This window comes from Microcoleus sp. N3A4 (assembly GCF_036701805.1).
Lineage (GTDB): Bacteria > Cyanobacteriota > Cyanobacteriia > Cyanobacteriales > Microcoleaceae > Microcoleus.
Genome location: NZ_JAUBRJ010000052.1, coordinates 38,769 through 55,365, shown reverse-complemented (window position 1 = coordinate 55,365; position 16,597 = coordinate 38,769). Strand labels below are relative to the sequence as shown.

The following is a 16,597-nucleotide window of genomic DNA, read 5'->3' as shown; positions in this document are numbered from 1 at the left end:
AACTCAATCCTGATGGATTACCCTGTAGAAGCCAGTCATCCCCCGATTTCTCGGTTTCGACTGAACGAATCGCACTTGTACGAACCATTCTGAGCGGGAGTCCAACTATAATTTTTAAAGATTCCGTTGGGAAATGTCTGCCATTCAGGAGGGGTGATAAATTTATAAGAGTCTGTGTCAGTTTTTTTAACAGCTATTACGATTTCATCATCTGCACTGACTCTAAAATTGTAATTCTGGCCAGCTTCAAAACTCTTTTCGGTATAACCAAACGTAACAAAATTGTCGAGTTGTTCAATAATATCAGTGTTACGGAGAGAAAAAGGTGATCCTTTGCCCCAATTGATATCAATACCATCTTTGTCATCAGATCGATTTCCATTCTGAGAGATGATTTGATCGGCTTTTCCGTTAAAGTCCCGCTTTCTCCAGCTCTTAAGAACCCACTGCTGATTCATTTCTATTGTGGTATCTTCACCACCTAGCGCAACAGTCGCAGTATCGTCCTCACTCTTCAACGCCTGAAGCTCACCCTGACTTAACACCTTCCCCTGAACAACCCTCGAAAAAATCGCCCCCTCATCTCCCGGTGAATCCGTAACATTCAACCGCGCATCAACAGAATGCCCGATTTCTTCCAGCAACACATCCGCAACCGCCGCCGGATTCGCCCCATTCTCAGTCAAAAATTCCTTCGATAAATAAATCGTATCCGTCGCAGCAGCAAAAGCCCCATTCGCTCGACCAATCTCAGCAGACGAGACAACCTTCACCCGCGGGATATCGCTAAAATCTCCCTGAAACCATTCTTCAGCTAAGGCTTTCGCAGCCGCAGCATCCCAGTTTTCCCCAAAAGCCACATTCAGCTTAGCTGCGAAATCTGGCCCGGCCGCAAACTTACTCAAATCTCCATAAACCTCTGACATCGCCTGACCTGTTAGCAAATCGATCGAGCTATCCGGTAAACTGCTGTTGGTGTCAGTTGTCAGCGCACTAGCCATCCGGGTTAGCGCAGCGTCAGGCAAGATGATATTGTCATAGGCTTCAGGCGTTAAAGTCGGGAGATTAACTTCCTCACCGACACCCCCCGTTACCACACCGTTAGCATCTAGCTGCGGAATAATAGCCTTAGTCGGTTCTAGGCTGGCATTCCAAGGAGCGATCGCACTTTCGTTATTAAATTCTGGCGTGAAAAAATTAGACACGTTATTCTCCCGTGTTGATTAGAGACAAGTACATGGACTTGCCCTGTGTTTGCTTAGATTAAATAAACGATTTGTTGTAAAAGTCGATCGGCCGATCGCCCTAATGAACCCTGAGCCCCGATGAACCGCAACAGTAGCGGTACTTCTCAAGCTCTATTTATCTATCAGGCTGAGTCCGCAAGTTTTATGCAAAATACTGCTTTTTTGTTACAAAACTTTACTTAGCGCCCTCTGACTTTTGCAAATACTAGCTTTGACGTTAGTTGAAGCGATCGCGCCTCCCCGTTGAGCTAAGTATTTACACTTATATCTTTAGTATTAGTAAAATAATACACTAGCTACCGCTACCAAGCAACTAACAAACGCTAGCAATTTCGGTTATGCTATCGTTAGCCACATCTCACCACACCCTAAAATGGCCTCAAAGGAAGACTTATTTGCCGAAGCCGCCAAACACTGGGATTTAGAAAGGCTGTACCAAGCTTTTGCAGAAGCTAAACGGCAAATCTCACCTCGATCGCGAAGAGGACTAACAGAAACAGAAAAACTTTACCTCCGAGGATTGCTTTCCGGTTGCAGTCCCGCCGAAATCGCCCGCCAACTGTTTCAGACTTCCAAAAGTGCAGAGGTTTATCTATGTAAAACTTTATACCAATATGTAAAAAAACTCGCAGATGTACCTAACGAACCTGTAGGAAATTGGCGCAATATTTGCGATCGGCTACAGGAAGCCGGATATAAAACTCAGTCTTCTCCTGAATTTAAAATAAATAATTCTGTACCTACAGAAGCATTAGTAAAAATAGTTGGTATAGGTGTGATTGAGAAAAATACAGTATCAATTGATATTAACATTCGACTAGAATTCCCCTCAACTTCAGAAACTGCAAAAACAGAAGACTTGGATAAAGAGGATTAGATGGGCGATCGCACTTGGGGACAGAAAGGGCGATCGCCCCTCCACTGAGAGGCAAAAATGTTAATAATCTTATAGCGGATAGTTTGAGAAGGAACTTTTTGATAAAATATCAAAATTAAAACTGTCTTACCCGCTCCGATTTTACCTAAAACAATCAAATTAGTCAAATTTATGTCTCGATTAAGTATCAGATCGAACAACAAAGCTCTGGGCTTTGTCATTGGTTTATTAATTTTTGTCATTTTCATTCCCGGATGTTGGGCTTTAACAACTAATATTGCTCCAACAACAGCACGGCAAGCAGATAACAAAGTAGCTGCGCGTGCAGATGTACAAAATACATCAAATTCTCGCTCTTCTTTAGGAGTTGGGCTTAGTGGTATTGCTGACTACTCCACACAATTACCCTTTTTAGATGCTTTCAAATCTGCTCGACAATGGATAACTCAATGCCTCAGCGAACAACCAAACTGTAAAGGTGAATGGGATACAGAGGAGTATAATCTTTTAAACCTTGATGAAAATGGGTGGGTGAAGTCTCTCCCATCTCCCGATGATGCTCCTAAATATACTAGGGTAAGTACCCTATTACTTAGGGAAATCCCCAATCTCTATCCTTCAGGGCAATATATTGTTACTTATGAGGGTGAGGGTGCGATCGAATATACCTATGATGCCAAAAAAGATGAGGCTGCGTCGAAACCCGGGAGGGATATCATTAATGTAGATGCCACACAAGGCGGAGGCATAATGATTACAATTACTGCTACCGATCCCAAGAAAACAGGGAATTATATCCGCAATATTAAAGTTGTTCGTTCCCAAGATGAACAGCTCGATCGAAGTGGTGAAATATTTAATCCGCTATTTATAGAAAAAATTAAAAAATTTAGAGTCTTGCGTTTTATGGACTGGATGGGGACAAATGGTTCTGAACAAAAAGAATGGTCAAACCGACCTAAACCAGATAGTATTTCCTATGCTTACAGAGGAAATGTTCCCATAGAAGTTATGGTGAATTTAGCTAATAAAGTCCAAGCAGAACCCTGGTTTAATATGCCGCATCAGGCTACGGATGAATATATGACTAACTTTGCTAAAATGGTAAAAGATAGTTTAGATCCAAAGCTGAAAGTTTATGTAGAGTATTCTAATGAGGTTTGGAATTGGTCATTTCCACAATCGCATTATGCTTTGGAACAAGGTAAAGCGAAGTGGGGAGATAAAGGCGATGCTTTTATGCAATGGTACGGAATGCGTACTGCTCAAATGTGCGATATCTGGAAAGGTGTTTTTGGGGAGCAAAAGAATCGAGTTGTCTGCGTGTTGGGAACTCAAAGAGCCTGGAGAGAGTTAGAAACTTATGCTTTAGAGTGTTCCTATTGGGTAGCTGATGGCAATAAACCTTGTTATCAACACGGCATTGATGCCGTAGCCATAGCTGGATATTTTAGCGGCAACTTGGGCGGGAAAGAAAGTGTCAGCACAGTAGAGTCTTGGTTGAATGACGCAGATGGCGGGTTTGGGAAAGCTTTTAAGCAATTAAGAGAGGGCGGGTTACTTCCGGGCTTCAAAGATAGTTTGCCAGATGTTGATAATGACTTTAGGTATTTCTTAGATGTGGCTCAAAAAAAAGGTCTCAAGTTATTTGTTTACGAGGGCGGTCAACATATTGTAGGTATTGAAGGAGTTGAGAATAATGAAAAACTGACTCAGTTTTTTATGGAATTAAATAGGCGGCCAGAAATGTATGAGATATACACGCAATTACTGAATAGTTGGAAACAAGCTGGAGGCAGTCTTTTCATGCACTTTGTGGATGTAAGCGGATTTAGTAAGTGGGGAAGTTGGGGGGCTTTGGAATATGTGGAACAAAAGGGTTCGCCTAAGTATGATGCTTTGATGGATTTTATTGATAAGAATCCTTGCTGGTGGGAGGGCTGTGCTGTTGAGGGAGGATGAGAACTTTGGTGGAATCAAGAATCGTTCGATCGCACTTCCTCAAACTCTTCAGCATCCCCCGGCAAACCCGAACCCTCGCTACCCCTCAACCGGGGCGATTCCCCATTACTCGCACCCGCACCGTAAGCCCCAGAATACCTATCCTCCAAACCCGAATCCCTCAGCGAAATCGCACTTCTTTGACTCGGCGACAATCTCTCTGTCAATCGGCGATTTGTCGCAGACACGGGCGGCTTCCGAGTTAAAGTTTTCCAAGCAGCCTTAATCCCAGTCACCACGCTGCGAGTTGTTACCTGCACGTTTTGCGCCTGCTTTTTGGCGCTACCAATACTTCGATCGACCTGTTTGACAACCTCGCCCGCACTTTGTACTCCCTCGCTGACATCATCCGTCAACTCGCTAATTTCCAGCCCCGTCAACCGAATCGCCTCCAAAGTGGGCGGAAATTCGCGAGAAAGCGTGTCAGCGAGCTTTTCCACACTGCGGGCCGCCCTGGCCAGCGCTTGCACTGCAGGTATTAAAGTCACTAAAACAGCAGTCAGGCTAACTGCCACTAGCAAAATCGAAAGTCCTAGCCAAAATATGGGATCGCTCACTTGAATCTGGGATTTGGGGTTTGGGATTTCATCAGGAAATGTGGATCTAATTTTACAGTCAATTTTGATGAAATTCTTGTGGGATGGGCATCCTGCCCGTCCCCAACAGCTAAGTCATTTAACGGATGGGAGGGCGCGACGGGGGACTCACTTCAGCTTCTGTTTCCGACAGTGTTTGGCGTTCCCGCTGAGTCGCTTCCAAACCTGCCGCGATCGCCTCTTTGAGTCTAATCAAAGTTTCGTCCCAATTTCGGATTGCAGTTTCAGAAAGTCGATCGGCCTGCAACTGCACGCTAGTCGATAAATCTTCCGCTAACTCCGGCAAAGCATCGGCCGATTTTTTCAATATCTGCCGCGTCTCCTTGCCCGTTCGCGGTGCCATCAGCAACCCAGTCACGGCCCCGATCGCAGAACCCACAAGCAAACCGCCAATAAATAATCCTGAACGTTTAGTTGACATTTTTATAACTTCTCTCCATACACCAATTTTAGGCACGTTTGCCCGATCGCAGCCCTTTACAAAGATAGAAATATTCTCGATAATTCTGGATTTCAACCAGAGGCGGCGATTTGCTGCTGCCATCAGTCCGCAGGTAGAGAGGGCAAAATTTGCAGCAGTGTTAGGATAGCTTACCTCAAAGGTCGATCGCGCCTGGGCCAAAGCATCCGTCCCAAACCCAGCAATCCCAAAAGTTGCTGAACCTGTTGCAGTTGCAATTCCATTTGTTGATAGCGCCGTCGCAGTTGGCGGGCACCTTGCTGCCTGTTACCAAGGAAATCCGGCGACATACTGAGGACATTGCTGCTAAAGCGTTCGATTACTGCGATCCGAATTTCCAAACGTGCGATCGTCCGCCTGATTTTCCACACCTTCGCAGCGACATAAAAGCAAACCAGAGATATCATTAAATTGATAATTACCACACCAGCCAGCATTATTTTACCTGCTTTCAACTAATCCCTTTGACCATCTCAATAACCTTTCATTCGTCTTCAGACGACTTAAGCTTTGAGGCAGGGGTTTAAACCCCTGCCGGACTGCCGGACTATTGCAAAAGCCCCAAAATACCCCTTGTAAAAGTTTTAAGCCTGAGACATAGCAGGCAAACAAACCTTAGTACCCCCCAAACCGCAATAACCGTTCGGGTTTTTAGCAAGATACTGCTGGTGATAGCTTTCTGCGTAATAAAACTCAGGAGCCTCAATAATCTCAGTGGTAATCTTGCCGTAACCGGCCGCCGTCAAAGCCGGCTGGTAAGCATCGCGCGAAGCTTCAGCTTGCTGCATTTGGGTAGCTGAATACGTGTAAATTCCCGATCGGTACTGAGTACCGGAATCATTGCCCTGACGCATTCCTTGAGTAGGATTGTGACTTTCCCAAAAAACTTTTAAGAGCGTTTCGTAACTAATTACTTTCGGATCGAACACAACCAGAACAACTTCATTGTGTCCCGTCATCCCGCTGCAAACTTCGTTGTAAGTAGGATTCGGAGTAATTCCGGCTGCGTAGCCAACAGCCGTCGAAAAAACTCCATTTTGCTGCCAAAATTTGCGTTCTGCTCCCCAAAAACAGCCCAGGCCAAACACGGCAGTCTCCATACCGTTTGGAAAGGGAGGTTTGAGCGGATTGCCGTTAACAAAGTGAGTTGCCGGTACCGACATCGACTCTGCCCGTCCCGGTAATGCCTCTTGGGGAGAGGGCAGGCTCGACTTTTTGCCAAATCCAAATAGCACCATAAGTTTGTAAGGGGGATCTCTGATAAACGTCTTTACCTTACTTAATAATATCAGATCGACACTGAAAATAGTCGCCCTATCGATCGTAGAAGGTAAATGGCAGAAGGCAGATTTTGTTTGCGGAGGCTTTTTGGTGATACTGCTCACTGCCAACGCAGTTTTCAATCACATTAGGCCGCTGCTCGCTGTCACCAAACCATACCTAAAATATCACCTATTGTTCAGGTATAAATCACGCGGATTTTAGGCAAAACATCCGATTATTAAAGGTACGGTGTTGTAGGAGTTATTCAACATCAGTTATTGGGAGTGTGTACAAATGGCGGCTAAACCTTGCAGTGAACCCTTAAAATCCAATCCGTTTATTACTTACCGCGACCCGATTACAGGTAAATGGATTGTTGTGAATCAGAATTTGCCGAAATCAGCGGAATACGCACAGCTAGCAGCAGCTTGAGTTCTCCTATTAACTTTACCTGAAAAATCAACTATAATTTCTGATTGCGTCAGGGCGGGTTTTACCAACCATAATTGCCTAAAACAAACAATCTCGTACACCCGCTCATCGGTCAATGGAAATCTACATTTTTTTTTATGGTATCAAAGAAAGGGTTGATGTAGATTATTAGTTGTATGGGGCGGGTTTACGTAGATTGTTTGCGGTTATTAAATATTTTTGGTAAAACCTACATCTACGGTATTTAGGGTTATTTAATCGGAGTTTAGTTCATCTCTTTTTGCAGTTCCAAATACCGATAGAGATATTCCGAAATTATCCCGTGCAAAAACAAGTCGCGTGCCGCATTAAACGGACTGTTTGGCGCTAGCGGATGGCGGTTGACAATTACATGATTCCAGTCGCAATTTCCAGTAATCTCGCTGACGTACAGTCCGAAGTTTTCATCTAACTGAAGCGACATCACTGCTCGCGCAAATTCGTCGCTAGTCAAACACAAAGAATAAAAGACTTTAAACAATTCGATCGCAGATTCTAAATCCAGAATTTTTAGCCATCTGCGTTTTTCAAAATCTATTGAAACTTCTACTGGTTGAATGCTATCATAATTAATTACCCGTTTTTTGACTGCCTGCAACCAGTTAGGATTTGTCAGCATTGCCTGGTTGTAATCCCAGACAAAGTTATAGAGAATTAAGTCATGTTCGAGAAACGCATTGTCAGCTAAATCGCTAACTGTGCGCGGATAAAGCTTTGACTTTTCAATCTGGGTGTCGGGGCCGTTGTCAATCAAGAAGTTGATAATGTTGGAGCCGGCGCAGATGTGCCGGACAATTAAATAACAAGCTTCTGGCGAGACAAAGTTATTCAGGAAAAATGCAGCCGACTTGTGCATTAAAGTGTAAGCGCGAAATTGAAAGGGCAATAAGCGCTTTGCTGTCATAATTACCGCCAGCAATACGTTAGCAATTACTTTGATCGGGATGAGCAAATAATTGCGAGTCCAGCTTTGCAAATCCCGCATCATGTAGGCTTTTGCCACTAAATCGACCGGAATAGCTCGATCGCAAAACAACACGTCCCAAACATTCGGATCTCGGCGGTTGTATGGTTTGGTAGCGTAAGGGATTTTTCGCTCATCTGGGAGATTTTCGGTATCTTGTTTTTGCAGCTTTTGCATTAGCGAATTTCCTCCAATTGCAGCAAATATAAACGAGCAGTGACGCGAGCAGTTTTGACAATGCGGCGGGCAATATCATCTGTCATCCATTCGGCATTAATCAAATTTTCCAGTTTGCCGAGGTGCGACTCGTCGTTAGCTCCGTGATAAGCTAAAAACGATACTTGTTCATCTTGCAAACCGAGAGTTTCTTGAATTTGTTTTGCCCATTTTCCTGCCAACTGATTGCCCAATCCTTCGATGATAAACATACTGCCAATTAAATCAACCGGATTTTCCCGCGATGCTTGGTGGAAGATAAAAGCTGACAGTGCTTCGCTGCCAATATTCTTATCATATTCCACAATTTTTGACAATTCACCGCCCACAGCAACATAATTTTGTTCTAGCATTTGATAGTCGCGGTGTTCGTCTTGGGCGTGGCCGATAAAAGTCGATCGCAGTCGAAAATCACTCATGTTAGAAGCAGCGCGAGCAATCCAGCGAGCTCCCTCGACAACTTGCGGGCGCAGATTGCAAAGTAAAGCTTGATAGTCTTCTATTGTAAACTCTCCCCGGTACAATTTGCGGACAATGGGAACAGAACGAATTTCGCGATCGAACTTCAGCCAAATCCCAGCTAACTCCCGCAGCAAATAAGCTTGCGGAGAGTTGTGGATTTCCGGTTTAACGTTGGCGAGGGGAGACGCTTCGGGAATGTCAAGGGAGTTATAACTTTGAGAAATCATTGATTTATTGGTATTTTCGACAGCAGTTAACATGATGTAAGCGGTTGTAAATCGCCCGCTTTCCGGCACAAAGCAAAAGATTTTTTGCCCGGGCTGCAACTTGCCAGAATTGAACAATTCCTCTAACATTAAATAAATCGCAGCGCACCCTGTATTTCCCCGTGTATACAAGTTAGTAAACCATTTTTCTTCGGGAATCATGCAGCCTGCTTGTTCCAGAAGTTCTACAATTTGTCCCCGGAAAAAGTGAGACGAGTAGTGGCAAAGCAACCAGTCGATTTCTTGCGGACAAACCCTCCCTGATTTAATCAACCGCAGCCAACCTTCAACGCCTAATTTCATTACATTGTCCAGCAAGCGAATATTTTGCCGCAAGTCAAAAGCTCCCGCTGTGGCTGCATCGAGGTAGGAGGAATAATCCAGCCAGCTTTTGGTGCTGTTTTCAGTTGCCATTCCTGAATACATACAAACAGGATAGGCGTTGGCGTGAGAAACGAGTTCAATCCATTCTATTTTTAAACTAATTCCCGTGGAGTTGGGATGGTTTTGCAGCAAAAAGGCTCCGGCACCGTCTGATAGCATCCAGCGCAAAAATTCTGTATCGAAAGGCAGGGATTTTCCCGCTTGCACTGAAGTCTCTGCTTCAAATTTGGTGCTTTTGAACAGGCGCGATGGAAATTCGGAAGCGACGGCGATTGCTGTTTGTTTTTTGCCTAATTCTAGTTGAGATGCGGCGTAATTTAAGGCACTGACTCCGGCACAGCAAACTCCTTGAGTTGACACTATTTCTAGGGGAGATAATTCGGAAAGTTCTCCGTGTACTGTGCTGGCAAATCCAGGTACTAATAAGTCTGGTAAAGTGGTAGCGCAGGCCAATAAGTCGATCGCCCCTGGTTCCAAATTTCCCTGGGCGATCGCGTCGCGGACGGCAAACGCTGCCATTTGGCTGTTAGAATATAATGTTTGCTGCTGTTTGTCGATCGCGTAATAGCGCTGTTGAATGCCGTTGCTGTTGAGAATTCGCTGCCTGACTCTTGAAGGGCGCGAGGCAATTTTGCCGAGATACTCTTCCATCTCATCATTATTAATCGGTTCTCCCGGTAAAAATTTGCCAATCCGATTGATATAAGCACTGTACATGGCGTAAACCTCTAAAGTTGCTAATTTACTCGGGTTCGTTGTTTTGTTAAATCAAGCCAGAAAATATCTAAAATTGATTGTGGCTTGGGAAGCAGTGAAGTTGCAACGAGAAACTAGCTATCTTGTCAAGCTTCTCGAAATCACAGAAATCGAGCAACAGCGACCACAAGTAACCTGAAGCAGGGTGAAGTTTTTTCGGAAAGTGAGCCAATATGTAAGTAGAGTTCCTTCACTACTTGGCAACTACAATGGATTTTGAACAACTAAATGTTTGGTATTCTCAATCTCAACGACGCACGGCTGTCTCGCTGTTGATGAAACGAGTCGGCGTAACTCGCACTAGGGCTGAATGCTTTATCAGGCTGTGGATTTACTTATTGGTGAAACAGCTTCAGGAAAATCAGCCCCGCCTCAAACCGCCGCTGGCGAAACTGGAATTGCCCGCAACAGAAGTGCAGTGCACTCACCGGGAAGCCGCAGAACTATTCTACTGCGATTCCGACCGCGGTAGCGATCGGGCGGCGGGAATGATGTTAGATAAATTAGCAGCCCTGGGGTTAATTAAAAAACACTTTGACGGTAACACTACGGAAATAGAAATTCAACCCATTCCAGAAATTTTAAATATTTCCGAACCTCAAAAGCCCGTACAACTCGAATTAGATAATTTTAACCCTCGGTGCGACGCGATTCCCGTTGCAAATTTATTAGCCACCAATTACAACTGGATGAACCGCAACACTAACGCCGTTCCCTACAAAATTGTTAAAATCCTCCGGCTTTTGGCCGATCGATACTCAAAAGGAATGCGAGTTTTGCGCCGCTCAGATAATCTCAATCCAGTCGGGTTTTACTTACTTTATCCCACCGCTACCGAATCAGAAGTAAATTTTTTTAACGCTCCTAGCAAAAGCCTGCATTTAAGTTCTATTTCCGAGATCGATCCTTTCAATATGGCGCTACCAGGAGATCCAAATTGCCAGTCTGTATTTGTCCGCAGTTGGATGATCGATCCGCAGTATTTGTCAGAATACCGAATTGCTTTCCTCGAAGACACACAAAAATTTTTAGTCGAAATGCAAACAGATTTTCCCAATCTTTGCGACTTGTACACGCTGATGATTCACCCCCTGTACGAAAAACAGGCTCTGGCTTTGGGATTTCACAAGACTAGCAGTGACAGTCAGTTATCTGTTTACTGGATGTATCTAGCATTGGATAGATTTTTAGCCCTGGACATCAAGGAAGCATTGCTCAAACTATAAAATACCACGTCGATGATTCGGCGATTGAAAGAGACTGTTGGCGAATTAAAAAAGGGTGGGCGTTGCTGAATACAGGTATGAATTCAAGATTTCCCAATTGCTATAAGCCAAGTATGGTGAGTTTTGTAACATCAAGCAAAAAGTTGATTCATACGCCAGAATCAGCAACGCCACCAATGTTGTTGTAGCCATTGTAAAACTCCGTGAGTGGGGTCAGTGATTGCTGAGTAAATGCAGATTCAGGACTTACGCATCAATATCAAAGAAACCGGGTTTTTTACCAAATTCAAGGCAGGGATGCAGTATTTTCGTAAAAAAACCAGGTTTCTGCCTCCCGGACTAAGATGGATAAGTTTATCAGTTTTTGCTTCGGGTTTTGTTGATTATATATTCTCTGATTACTGTTTGAATTGTGAAGTGCGATCGCCCGTTTTGTTTGACTGTTTCAACTAATGACCTTCGTCCTAAAGATTGTACGACTTTTAATAGTTCTGGCGGTGATAGTTGCAGGTTTTCTGGTATTTTTGAGATGTCGGCTGGTTCGGGGGTATTGGCTAGCCAAGAGATAACTTGTTGTTCGGATGCGGTTAGGCGATCGCACTGTTGGTGCAGGAGAGATTCTAAGTCTCCTAAGAATAGGGTATCATAGGAGAGGAATTCGGAAACGCTACCGCCGAATAAATCTTGAATCAATGTGGCAACTATATTTAACCATAAGGGATTGCCTCGGTAAAGGTCGATCAGTTCTGACCATTTCTCCGGTTCTGCTAATCCTTTTTCTCTGAATATTTCTTGTGCTTCCGGGCCTAAACCGTTGAGTTGCAGAGATTTGCAGGGGCGGTTTTCGCCTTCTAAGGCGGCGATTTCTCTGGGTTTTTCCCAACTCAGGAGGATTAAGCAACTGTTGTGGGATGATTCTGTTATTTGTTTGAAGAATGCGCCGTAATTTTCATATCCAGGTTGGTAATTTCCTGCGAGTTGTCCGCTGCTGAAAATGGTTTGGATATCATCGAGGATGATGAGACAGCGGTGCGATCGTAAATAGTCGATCAAATAGGGTAATTCGGTTTCTTGCTGCTGGGAGAGGAATTTAATTAAGTCGGTTTGGAGTGATGCCAGCGGTGGAGAGTTGCGGAGACTTCGCCAGATAATGCGATCGAATTCGTGTTTAATTTGTGAGATTAGTTGGAGTGTCAGGGCGGTTTTGCCAATACCGGATAAGCCTAAAATGGTGATGAGGCGGGTGCGGCCTAAAATCCAGTTTTGGATGGTGGTGAGTTCGGATGTGCGATTATAGAATAGGTTTGGCTCTGGTGCATCGGATAAATCTTGACATACTTTTGGTTTAGTATTGCTAGTTGGTTCATTGGAGCTATCTTCATATAATGTTGATTCTGATACTTTTGAATAGTGAGAAGGATCGCAGGAGACTTTACCTATCTGCACGCAGTTATTTCCCGTAATAGAAAAACTATTGGAGAACAGCCATCTTTCTACTGTATATCCAAAGTTGGATTGATTGATGTCTTCACCTAATGTTTCTGAGAGAAGTTTCCATAATTTTGCTGCGACCTTTTTGACATGAGCTTCGCTACGGTGGCAAGCTTTTGCTATTTCCGGGTATTTTTGGCGTTGCCAAGTGCCGCGTAATATAGCTTCTTGTAGATGATCGAGGTGTTTTTCCGTTTTGGCGAATACAAGATTGTCAGCGCATTGTAAGACTTCTTGAACGTCCATAGGTCGAGTAATGGGTTTGGTTTTGCCTATTGTTATCCTACTCTATCCTACAGTTTGATACTTTAGCAACTAAATCCTACTTGATTTAATATAGTTTAATGGAAAAATGGCTACTAAATCCGACTCTTTGCTAATGACTAGAATGAAATGATATTCTACAAATAACTCTTAAAAATCCACAAAAAAATTGCCGTCAAGTTGACTTTTTAAACTTGGCAGGAGTATCAACAGTAATATGGTAAAACTAAAGTCATCGTCCACAGATCCTAATGAGAGGACTTCCCAAGTCCTTTCTAGAATTTGGAAGGTAGTTTGGTTTATAATAAAGTGGTGCTTCACGATCGCATTTGGATTGGTGTTTGGAGTCATTGCATTTGCTTTGGCACTTGGAGGTGTTAGGCTTCCAAATCTTCCTGATTTTACTCCTAAACGAAGACCTGAAGAATTTAACTCTAAAAAATTCCGAAGAGAACTTGAGGAGATGAGAGTTGAAGACTTATTACAAAATTTTGGCAACCAGCTTGAAAAAGCAGACAGAAATAATCAACTAAACCCAGAGGAAAAAAAGGTTTTCCGAAAACTAAGAGGTTTAGACAGTCTGGGTCTGCGCTCTCAAATTAAAAAAGCAATAAGTGATGATGATGAAATGGAAATTATCTTCCTTCTTCTTCTCAAACTACTCACTGGTGAATTGGGGTAATTTAATGGGTATTGGACAGTGGACAAGAAAATCAATCCTGCCAGGTTCAGTATTTTGCATACAATACAACATAAAACCTGGTGAATATTTGATTATGTATGATGGCTCGACTGGAGAACTGATAATCAAGGAAGCCACTCAAGGCAAGATTGTATGCAGGAAACCACTAAATTCACCTGTGGATCTGGTTTATCTTCTTCCCGATCGTGAAAAATCGGAATTGATGCAACAACTTAAGAATAAGAATTATCCGTCAGCAGGGGGAGGTTTTTGCAATCACCATGTAATTCCCCACTTCATTTGTAATGAGAGTGAATTAGTACTTGCAGCAGAGAAATATAATCGTTTTAACAAAGATGGGAACGATAACTTGATGCCCTTACCCAAAAACTTTCATCAGAAGCACCATGCCCGAGGCTCAAAATATTGTCAAACAATTAGCTATCTTCTCCGAGATAGGTGGAATGCTCTTACGGAGGCGCATTTAGATACAGATCCTAATGAAATTGAAGAAGCTCTTAAGTCGCTTGTCGATGCTATCAAAGCAGAGTTAAGTGATGTGCGAGATTGGGGAGGAGCCATGAATGATATCTACTACCTGAATGGTATGTAGATTTTTCTGTTGTTTAATAAACTGGAGCGATCGCCCCTCATCTCCCAACTTGTGAAAAAGTGCGATCGCCCTTACGTCCCAAATTGTCAAAAAGCGCGATCGCGCCTCTTCCCCTGTACTTGCAAAAAAAATACATCCAAGATAAACTAGGAAATAGAAACTAAGCAACCTCTGATGCTGAAAGCAAAAATATAATGAAAACTAAAAGCTTCACAGTCATCATTTACAAAGAAGAAGATATGTACATTGCCGAATGTCCAGAAGTCGGCACAATTGACCAAGGCGAAACCATAGAACAAGCGATCGCTAATCTCAAAGAAGCTACAAGGCTCTATCTCGAAGAGTGTCCTTTACCCGACGAAATCACTCCCAGGTTTGTAACTAGCATAGAGGTTAGCTATGCCTAGGTTGCCCAGAATATCAAGCCTAGAAGTAATTCGCGTACTAGAGCGTTTAGACTTTTATCAAGCCAGACAAACGGGTAGCCACGTTGTCCTTAAAAAGCCTCTTCCAGACGGAGAAATTGTTTGCGTTGTGCCACTCCACCGCGAGTTAAAAATTGGTACTCTCAGCGGTGTTCTAAAGCAAGCAAAGGTCACACCTGATGAGTTTATAGCTAATTTATAAGTGAGAATAACCGGGTTTCCCAGTAGATGAGTTTTTGTAGCTTGTAGGGGTCGATCGCGATCGTAATGAAATAACGATCGCCCTTACATCCCAAATTGTCAAAAAGCGCGTGAAGCGCAGCTATCCCGTAGGGAATCGCCCTAACTATTTTATTAATTAACCTATTTTACTGCGACAGCCAACTGCAACCCCAATTTATCTAGTAGAGTTATCAAAGCATAAATTTCCTCGCCCCCACTTTCTGACAAGATTCGATCGAGCTTCTCATATATAAGTTTAGCTTCTGTCGATAACTTATTCATCTGTAAATAAGCATCCACCACATCTTTAAGTCCTGCTCGCAGTAATTCCGGTTCTGGTTTTTCCGACTCTAATTCCAGCATAACCTCGATATAGCTAGCAGCACTTTCAGGGGTTTTTAAAGAAGAAATCAAGTATTCGTGGTAGCTTCTAGTTGTTGGCACTTTGAGTTCTTTCATAATCTCTCCAGTATTTTTTAGCTTGGCTAATATCTTGTTCTTGAGTGCTTTTATCACCGCCACATAGCAGCAACACAACTGTTAACCCGACTTGTCCAAAATACACCCGATAGCCTGGGCCATAATCAATTTTAAGTTCAAAAACTCCCGCTCCTACTGAGCGATAATCTCCCAGATTGCCTAGCTCAACTCGCCTCAGTCGCTTCTTGATTTTAGATACTTAGTATCTTGAAGGGAATCAAGCCGTCCTTCAAAGGGACTTGTCCCGTCGGCTTTCAGATAGTTCTGTACTTCTCGTGGTTGAGCTTCCATAATTTTAACATAGGCGATCGGGATTTTAATGGGAGCGATCGCGTGTCATGTGACTACTTTTCGCAAGAGTATCCTAGCATAACTTGAGCTACCTGATTCATAGTAGCCTCATCGTTTATTATTTAGAAAATGAGTGCTTACCGATCCAGATCGCGAATTGAAAATTTTTCATTCTGAGTTTGCAGGTACTTGAAAGAAAATCCCAAACCTTCGGGCGATTTCGGTTGAGAAGGGACAATTTTAGACAGAGGTTTCTTCTTTGACACGGGCGGCATAATATTTTTTCATCGATTCTTGAGAAATAATCGCATGACAAGATTCGTCTCTGGGTACATCCCCTCTCGCTTCTAGCCAAGGCATTTCACTGCAAATAATTCGTTCCAAAGTTTCATCATCATACTCAAAATATGCCTCGGCAACTTCTTCGATAAATTGCCCAATTTTTTGGGGAAGTTTCGGTTGTTCGATTTTCTCTGTAATTGGTTCCCAACTAAATTGGCATTGATACTTTTCTAATAAATCAGGAATAACTGGCCCGTGAATCCAGGCTTGAAAATCTGCATCAAATAGTGGCTTGCCGTAAACTCCTAAATGCCAAGCTTGAGCGTAATACACGAGTTTTTGTAGCTTGTAGACATTGATTTCTACATTAGTTTGCGAGGCCAACCAAATGAAAGCATTTGCAATATCTCGATCGCTCAATTTGTCCGAATTAGCTGCAACCGCAACAACTTTCAGTTGACCTTCGCCTATCTGTTCCAATAGTTCAGAAACTGACAAGTTAAATTCTCCGGCAATTTGCTCAAGTCTTTGCAAAACAGGAGAACTCACAGTTATTTGATATTCAGTTGTTATTGAGGTAGCTTGGGTCATGACAGTTTTTAAAGCTGACTTAAATAATTGTAGCAAACAGTGCGGAATAATGACCTAATAGCGATCG

General features: G+C 43.2%; 20 protein-coding genes and 1 pseudogene. 8 read left to right on the top strand and 13 right to left on the bottom strand.

Annotated features, from left to right (window positions below):
• Positions 1-35 precede the first annotated feature (35 nt).
• Complete coding sequence (locus tag QUA56_RS25250) at positions 36-1,205, bottom strand: hypothetical protein (RefSeq protein ID WP_333363247.1); 1,170 nt, start codon at positions 1,203-1,205, stop codon at positions 36-38.
• Between the two features lie 415 nt (positions 1,206-1,620).
• Here QUA56_RS25250 and QUA56_RS25245 point away from each other — a divergent pair, with 415 nt between their 5' ends.
• The gene (locus QUA56_RS25245) at positions 1,621-2,124 is read left to right on the top strand and encodes a DNA-binding response regulator (protein ID WP_333363244.1); all 504 of its coding nucleotides are present in this window, start codon (positions 1,621-1,623) and stop codon (positions 2,122-2,124) included.
• On the opposite strand, the gene QUA56_RS25240 is transcribed toward QUA56_RS25245, so the two are convergent.
• Entirely contained in the window at positions 2,121-2,291 is a 171-nt protein-coding gene (locus QUA56_RS25240) for a hypothetical protein (protein ID WP_333363241.1), read from the bottom strand. The genes QUA56_RS25245 and QUA56_RS25240 overlap by 4 nt on opposite strands.
• A gap of 4 nt (positions 2,292-2,295) precedes the next feature.
• On the opposite strand from QUA56_RS25240, the gene QUA56_RS25235 reads away from it, so the two are divergent.
• Complete coding sequence (locus QUA56_RS25235) at positions 2,296-4,086, top strand: cellulose-binding protein (protein WP_333363238.1); 1,791 nt, start codon at positions 2,296-2,298, stop codon at positions 4,084-4,086.
• Between the two features lie 14 nt (positions 4,087-4,100).
• Here the strand turns inward: QUA56_RS25235 and QUA56_RS25230 are convergent, their stop codons facing one another.
• From QUA56_RS25230 to msrA, 4 genes are all read right to left on the bottom strand, one after another.
• Positions 4,101-4,682 (bottom strand): DUF948 domain-containing protein, encoded by a 582-nt coding sequence (locus tag QUA56_RS25230; protein ID WP_333363235.1) that lies wholly within the window; start codon positions 4,680-4,682, stop codon positions 4,101-4,103.
• 118 nt (positions 4,683-4,800) lie between these two features.
• Positions 4,801-5,142 (bottom strand): YtxH domain-containing protein, encoded by a 342-nt coding sequence (locus QUA56_RS25225; protein WP_333363337.1) that lies wholly within the window; start codon positions 5,140-5,142, stop codon positions 4,801-4,803.
• A gap of 170 nt (positions 5,143-5,312) precedes the next feature.
• Positions 5,313-5,618 carry a hypothetical protein gene (locus QUA56_RS25220; RefSeq protein ID WP_333363232.1) on the bottom strand — a complete coding sequence of 102 codons (306 nt, stop codon included), beginning with the start codon at positions 5,616-5,618 and terminating at the stop codon, positions 5,313-5,315.
• 147 nt (positions 5,619-5,765) lie between these two features.
• A complete protein-coding gene (gene msrA / locus QUA56_RS25215) occupies positions 5,766-6,419 on the bottom strand; it encodes a peptide-methionine (S)-S-oxide reductase MsrA (protein ID WP_333363229.1) in 654 nt (217 codons plus the stop codon).
• A gap of 319 nt (positions 6,420-6,738) precedes the next feature.
• Here msrA and QUA56_RS25210 point away from each other — a divergent pair, with 319 nt between their 5' ends.
• The gene (locus tag QUA56_RS25210) at positions 6,739-6,876 is read left to right on the top strand and encodes a hypothetical protein (RefSeq protein WP_333363227.1); all 138 of its coding nucleotides are present in this window, start codon (positions 6,739-6,741) and stop codon (positions 6,874-6,876) included.
• Between the two features lie 265 nt (positions 6,877-7,141).
• Here QUA56_RS25210 and QUA56_RS25205 read toward each other — a convergent pair whose 3' ends face one another.
• Entirely contained in the window at positions 7,142-8,056 is a 915-nt protein-coding gene (locus tag QUA56_RS25205) for a DUF6999 family protein (RefSeq protein ID WP_333363224.1), read from the bottom strand.
• Entirely contained in the window at positions 8,056-9,924 is a 1,869-nt protein-coding gene (locus QUA56_RS25200) for a 3-oxoacyl-[acyl-carrier-protein] synthase III C-terminal domain-containing protein (RefSeq protein ID WP_333363221.1), read from the bottom strand. The genes QUA56_RS25205 and QUA56_RS25200 overlap by 1 nt, the downstream gene beginning before the upstream one ends.
• A gap of 248 nt (positions 9,925-10,172) precedes the next feature.
• On the opposite strand from QUA56_RS25200, the gene QUA56_RS25195 reads away from it, so the two are divergent.
• Positions 10,173-11,189, top strand: coding sequence for a hypothetical protein (locus tag QUA56_RS25195; RefSeq protein ID WP_333363218.1), 1,017 nt, complete (start codon positions 10,173-10,175; stop codon positions 11,187-11,189).
• A gap of 357 nt (positions 11,190-11,546) precedes the next feature.
• Here the strand turns inward: QUA56_RS25195 and QUA56_RS25190 are convergent, their stop codons facing one another.
• Positions 11,547-12,926 (bottom strand): NB-ARC domain-containing protein, encoded by a 1,380-nt coding sequence (locus QUA56_RS25190; protein ID WP_333363215.1) that lies wholly within the window; start codon positions 12,924-12,926, stop codon positions 11,547-11,549.
• Between the two features lie 168 nt (positions 12,927-13,094).
• Positions 13,095-13,295: a hypothetical protein gene (locus QUA56_RS25185; RefSeq protein ID WP_333363212.1), complete on the bottom strand. Its 201-nt coding sequence runs from the start codon at positions 13,293-13,295 to the stop codon at positions 13,095-13,097.
• Here QUA56_RS25185 and QUA56_RS25180 point away from each other — a divergent pair.
• The 4 genes from QUA56_RS25180 to QUA56_RS25165 all read left to right on the top strand — a co-directional run bounded on the left by QUA56_RS25180 (position 13,282) and on the right by QUA56_RS25165 (position 14,866).
• Positions 13,282-13,626, top strand: coding sequence for a hypothetical protein (locus tag QUA56_RS25180; protein ID WP_333224129.1), 345 nt, complete (start codon positions 13,282-13,284; stop codon positions 13,624-13,626). The genes QUA56_RS25185 and QUA56_RS25180 overlap by 14 nt on opposite strands.
• Complete coding sequence (locus QUA56_RS25175; RefSeq protein ID WP_333363209.1) at positions 13,562-14,239, top strand: AHH domain-containing protein; 678 nt, start codon at positions 13,562-13,564, stop codon at positions 14,237-14,239. Before QUA56_RS25180 ends, QUA56_RS25175 begins: the two co-directional genes overlap by 65 nt.
• A gap of 194 nt (positions 14,240-14,433) precedes the next feature.
• The gene (locus QUA56_RS25170) at positions 14,434-14,646 is read left to right on the top strand and encodes a type II toxin-antitoxin system HicB family antitoxin (RefSeq protein WP_333148509.1); all 213 of its coding nucleotides are present in this window, start codon (positions 14,434-14,436) and stop codon (positions 14,644-14,646) included.
• On the top strand, positions 14,639-14,866 hold the full coding sequence (locus tag QUA56_RS25165) for a type II toxin-antitoxin system HicA family toxin (RefSeq protein ID WP_015174173.1): 228 nt from the start codon (positions 14,639-14,641) through the stop codon (positions 14,864-14,866). The genes QUA56_RS25170 and QUA56_RS25165 overlap by 8 nt, the downstream gene beginning before the upstream one ends.
• Before the next feature lie 161 nt (positions 14,867-15,027).
• Here the strand turns inward: QUA56_RS25165 and QUA56_RS25160 are convergent, their stop codons facing one another.
• From QUA56_RS25160 to QUA56_RS25150, 3 genes and pseudogenes are all read right to left on the bottom strand, one after another.
• Positions 15,028-15,345 carry a transcriptional regulator gene (locus QUA56_RS25160; RefSeq protein WP_333363206.1) on the bottom strand — a complete coding sequence of 106 codons (318 nt, stop codon included), beginning with the start codon at positions 15,343-15,345 and terminating at the stop codon, positions 15,028-15,030.
• A pseudogene (locus QUA56_RS25155) lies at positions 15,317-15,657 on the bottom strand (type II toxin-antitoxin system RelE/ParE family toxin). Before QUA56_RS25155 ends, QUA56_RS25160 begins: the two are co-directional and overlap by 29 nt.
• Positions 15,658-15,897: 240 nt before the next feature.
• The gene (locus tag QUA56_RS25150) at positions 15,898-16,530 is read right to left on the bottom strand and encodes a type II toxin-antitoxin system antitoxin SocA domain-containing protein (protein WP_333363202.1); all 633 of its coding nucleotides are present in this window, start codon (positions 16,528-16,530) and stop codon (positions 15,898-15,900) included.
• Positions 16,531-16,597: the final 67 nt, after the last annotated feature.